Source organism: Parvimonas sp. D9 (genome assembly GCF_035282565.1).
Classification (GTDB): Bacteria; Bacillota; Clostridia; order Tissierellales; family Peptoniphilaceae; genus Parvimonas; species Parvimonas micra.
The window spans coordinates 1-248 of the sequence record NZ_JAYKBM010000226.1; the positions used below are offsets into that span (position 1 = coordinate 1).

At 69.4% G+C, this 248-nt stretch carries 1 protein-coding gene; it reads right to left on the reverse strand.

Going from position 1 to position 248, the window contains the following annotated elements:
• The coding region (locus VJI94_RS08660) for a hypothetical protein (RefSeq protein ID WP_324009077.1) at positions 1-248 on the reverse strand (248 nt) is incomplete at both ends.

Sequence of the window (248 nt, forward strand, 5' to 3'; positions counted from 1 at the left end):
TCGATCGTGCCTGGGTTGCCGATCAGCACTACTTCGCTCACGCTGCGGCTGCCGGCGAGCTGGATGTCCAGCGTTCGCCCCGACGTCACCGTCCAGTGCCCACCGCTGGCTCTCGATTCGCCGTTGTTCAGCGTGGCAGGGTTGCTCGCCACACCGCCCACGGTGTAGGCGCCGCCCGCCCCTTGCGCGATGCTCACGCCGGCTTCGCGCGCCAGATTCACCGACGCTTCCGGCTCTCCGAAGGCCGC